Origin of the sequence: Streptomyces anatolicus, assembly GCF_019400875.1 — a bacterium.
Classification (GTDB): domain Bacteria; phylum Actinomycetota; class Actinomycetes; order Streptomycetales; family Streptomycetaceae; genus Streptomyces; species Streptomyces anatolicus.
In genome coordinates this window covers 1-3,056 of sequence record NZ_WMBF01000647.1, presented here as the reverse complement: position 1 = coordinate 3,056, position 3,056 = coordinate 1, and the positions used below count along the sequence as shown (strand labels likewise).

At 68.9% G+C, this 3,056-nt stretch carries 3 protein-coding genes; 1 reads left to right on the top strand and 2 read right to left on the bottom strand.

Annotated elements, in window-relative coordinates; all coding sequences use genetic code 11:
- Positions 1-75 precede the first annotated feature (75 nt).
- Together GKQ77_RS30850 and ahcY are read right to left on the bottom strand one after the other, a co-directional pair.
- Entirely contained in the window at positions 76-690 is a 615-nt protein-coding gene (locus GKQ77_RS30850; RefSeq protein WP_219692413.1) for a hypothetical protein, read from the bottom strand.
- Between the two features lie 157 nt (positions 691-847).
- Positions 848-2,320, bottom strand: a complete 1,473-nt coding sequence (gene ahcY, locus GKQ77_RS30845) for an adenosylhomocysteinase (protein ID WP_219692412.1) — start codon at positions 2,318-2,320, stop codon at positions 848-850.
- A 361-nt stretch (positions 2,321-2,681) separates the two neighbouring features.
- On the opposite strand from ahcY, the gene GKQ77_RS30840 reads away from it, so the two are divergent.
- Positions 2,682-3,056: PTS fructose transporter subunit IIB (locus GKQ77_RS30840; RefSeq protein WP_219692411.1), on the top strand; the 375-nt coding region annotated here is incomplete at its 3' end.

The following is a 3,056-nucleotide window of genomic DNA, read 5'->3' as shown; positions in this document are numbered from 1 at the left end:
CGGGGGTGGGGAGTCCGCTCCTTCCGGGACAGGGTTCGTACCGCCTGCCTGACCGGCCTGGGCGGGGCCGGGGTGTCAGGTGAAGGTCGACGGTGGGGTTTCCAGGTGCTCCAGCTCGATGCCGGGGGCCGCGAGCACGACGTCGCCGGTGAGGTGGACCGCGTGCAGCTCGCCGGTGTCCAGGGCTGTGACCTGGTATTCCTCCACGATCAGGGGGCCGTTGTCAGTGGCGTGTGCTTCTCTCTTCAGCAGGGCCCAGGACTGGTCGAGAGTGCGGGGGGCGAGGACCGGGTCCGTGAAGGCGACCAGGCGGATTCGGGTCGCGGGGGTGTCGGGGGTCAGGCGGAGCAGCCGGGCTGTCGCGATGAGGAAGGCGGGGGATGTGCCGGTGAAAGCGTGGGCGGGCGCGTTGTCTTCGATGGCATAGGCGCCGGTGGGGTCGGTGCGGACCCAGGTCACGCCGTTGAGGGCGGCGGCGCGGACCTGCCAGTCCCCCGCGTGCAGTTCGAGACGGATGGGGCGGCCGCGGTCGTCGAGTGCGAGGTCGACGGAGCCCGCGGGGGTGCCTGAGGGGGAGGTTCGTTGGGAGACGTAGCGCCAGCCGGAGGGGCCGGGTGCGCAGTGGAAGTGTTCTTCGCCGAGGGGGGTGCGATCGTGCGGATCATGGAGCGAATAGCGGCCGCGGGGCATGGGCTTGGGTCCTCGGGTCAGTATCTGCGGTGAGGTCGGTACCTGCGGTGAGCGGTGGGGTCGGTCCGGGCCGGTCGGCGCCGTTCCCAAAGGGGCAGGCCCCCGCCGCGGGGGCGAGGGCCTGCTGAGGTGGGGCTGACCGGTGGCCGGTCGGCGGTCAGTAGCGGTAGTGGTCGGACTTGTACGGGCCCTCGACCTCGACACCGATGTACGAGGCCTGCTCGGGGCGGAGCGTCGTGAGCTTCACGCCGAGCGCGTCGAGGTGCAGGCGGGCGACCTTCTCGTCCAGGTGCTTGGGGAGCACGTAGACGTCGGTCGGGTACTCCTCCTGCTTGGTGAACAGCTCGATCTGGGCCAGGGTCTGGTCCGCGAACGAGTTGGACATCACGAAGGACGGGTGGCCGGTGGCGTTGCCCAGGTTGAGCAGGCGGCCCTCGGAGAGCACGATCAGGACCTTGCCGTCGGGGAACGTCCACGTGTGGACCTGCGGCTTGACCTCGTCCTTGACGATGCCGGGGATGGCGGCGAGGCCGGCCATGTCGATCTCGTTGTCGAAGTGACCGATGTTGCCCACGATCGCCTGGTGCTTCATCTTGGCCATGTCCGAGGCCATGATGATGTCCTTGTTGCCCGTGGTCGTGACGAAGATGTCGGCCTTGTCGATGACCTCGTCGAGCGTCGTGACCTGGTAACCGTCCATGGCGGCCTGGAGGGCGCAGATCGGGTCGATCTCGGTGACGATGACACGGGCGCCCTGGCCGCGCAGGGACTCCGCGCAGCCCTTGCCCACGTCGCCGTAGCCGCAGACGACGGCGGTCTTGCCGCCGATGAGGACGTCAGTGGCGCGGTTGATGCCGTCGATCAGGGAGTGGCGGCAGCCGTACTTGTTGTCGAACTTCGACTTGGTCACGGCGTCGTTCACGTTGATCGCCGGGAACAGCAGGGTGCCGTCGCGGTGCATCTCGTAGAGACGGTGGACGCCGGTCGTGGTCTCCTCGGTCACGCCGCGGATCTCCGAGGCGAGCTGGGTCCACTTCTGCGAGCCGTCGGTGATGGTGCGGTTGAGGAGCTCCAGGATGACGCGGTGCTCGTCGTTCTCGGCGGTGTCGGGCGAGGGGACCTTGCCGTCCTTCTCGTACTCGACGCCCTTGTGGACCAGGAGCGTGGCGTCGCCGCCGTCGTCCAGGATCATGTTCGGGCCGCCGGTGGGGGTGTTCGGCCAGGTCAGCGCCTGCTCCGTGCACCACCAGTACTCCTCGAGGGTCTCGCCCTTCCAGGCGAAGACCGGGACGCCCTGGGGGTCCTCGGGGGTGCCGTTCGGGCCGACGGCGATGGCCGCGGCGGCGTGGTCCTGGGTGGAGAAGATGTTGCAGGAGGCCCAGCGGACCTCGGCGCCGAGGGCGACCAGGGTCTCGATGAGCACGGCGGTCTGCACGGTCATGTGCAGGGAGCCGGTGACGCGGGCGCCGGCGAGCGGCTGGCTGGCGGCGTACTCCTTGCGGATAGCCATCAGGCCGGGCATCTCGTGCTCGGCGAGGGTGATCTCCTTGCGGCCGAAGGCGGCGAGGGAGAGGTCGGCGACCTTGAAGTCCTGGCCGATGGGCCGGCCGGTGGTGGTGGCAGTCGTCATGAGTGAGCTGCTCCTCGTGGGGTTGGTCGAGGGTGGGCATGGCTGACCTGCGGCGTCGGGTACAAGGGTGCACCGACGCGCGCAGCGCAGTCCGTCGGAGGCCCTCTCTCCCTCGGCCGGTCCGTGCGCGGACCGCCCGACCGCCATCAGCAGCGACGTCTGGCTCAGTCATCCAAGCTACACCGGTCGGCCCAGCGAGCCCCAGCCCGCCTCCGATCACGGAACTCCGGCGGATAGGCCGTCAGACCCGGACGTTATGGGACCTTTGCGCTTTTGATCCTGCGCTGACGTGTTGCAGGATGCCTAGGGATCGGGAGCATGTGCGCGATCTCGGTTTTGGCGAAGGCGTGAGGAGATCCAAGTGACCAGTCCGGCCGACCCGCCCATAGGCGGCGACAGCGGTGGGCAGAAGAGGCCGAAGCTGCTCGCGGTGACCGCGTGCCCGACCGGCATCGCCCATACGTATATGGCGGCGGAGAAGCTCTCGCAGGCGGCGGAGCGTCTCGGGGTCGACATGAAGGTGGAGACGCAAGGTTCCATCGGCGCCGAGAACGTCCTCTCTGACAACGATGTCAGAGACGCCGACGGCATCATCATCGCGGCGGACAAGGATGTGGACCGCAGCCGTTTCGTGGGCAAGCGGGTGCTGTCCGTCGGGGTGTCCGAGGGCATCAGCCGGCCTGAACAACTGATCGAGCGGGTGCGGAGCGCGCCCGTGCACGGCGGTGACGAGGGC

Excerpts from the sequence above, each read along its gene's own strand:
- GKQ77_RS30850 (WP_219692413.1), bottom strand. The coding sequence starts at position 690 with ATGCCCCGCGGCCGCTATTCGCTCCATGATCCGCACGATCGCACCCCC.
- ahcY (WP_219692412.1), bottom strand. The coding sequence starts at position 2,320 with ATGACGACTGCCACCACCACCGGCCGGCCCATCGGCCAGGACTTCAAG.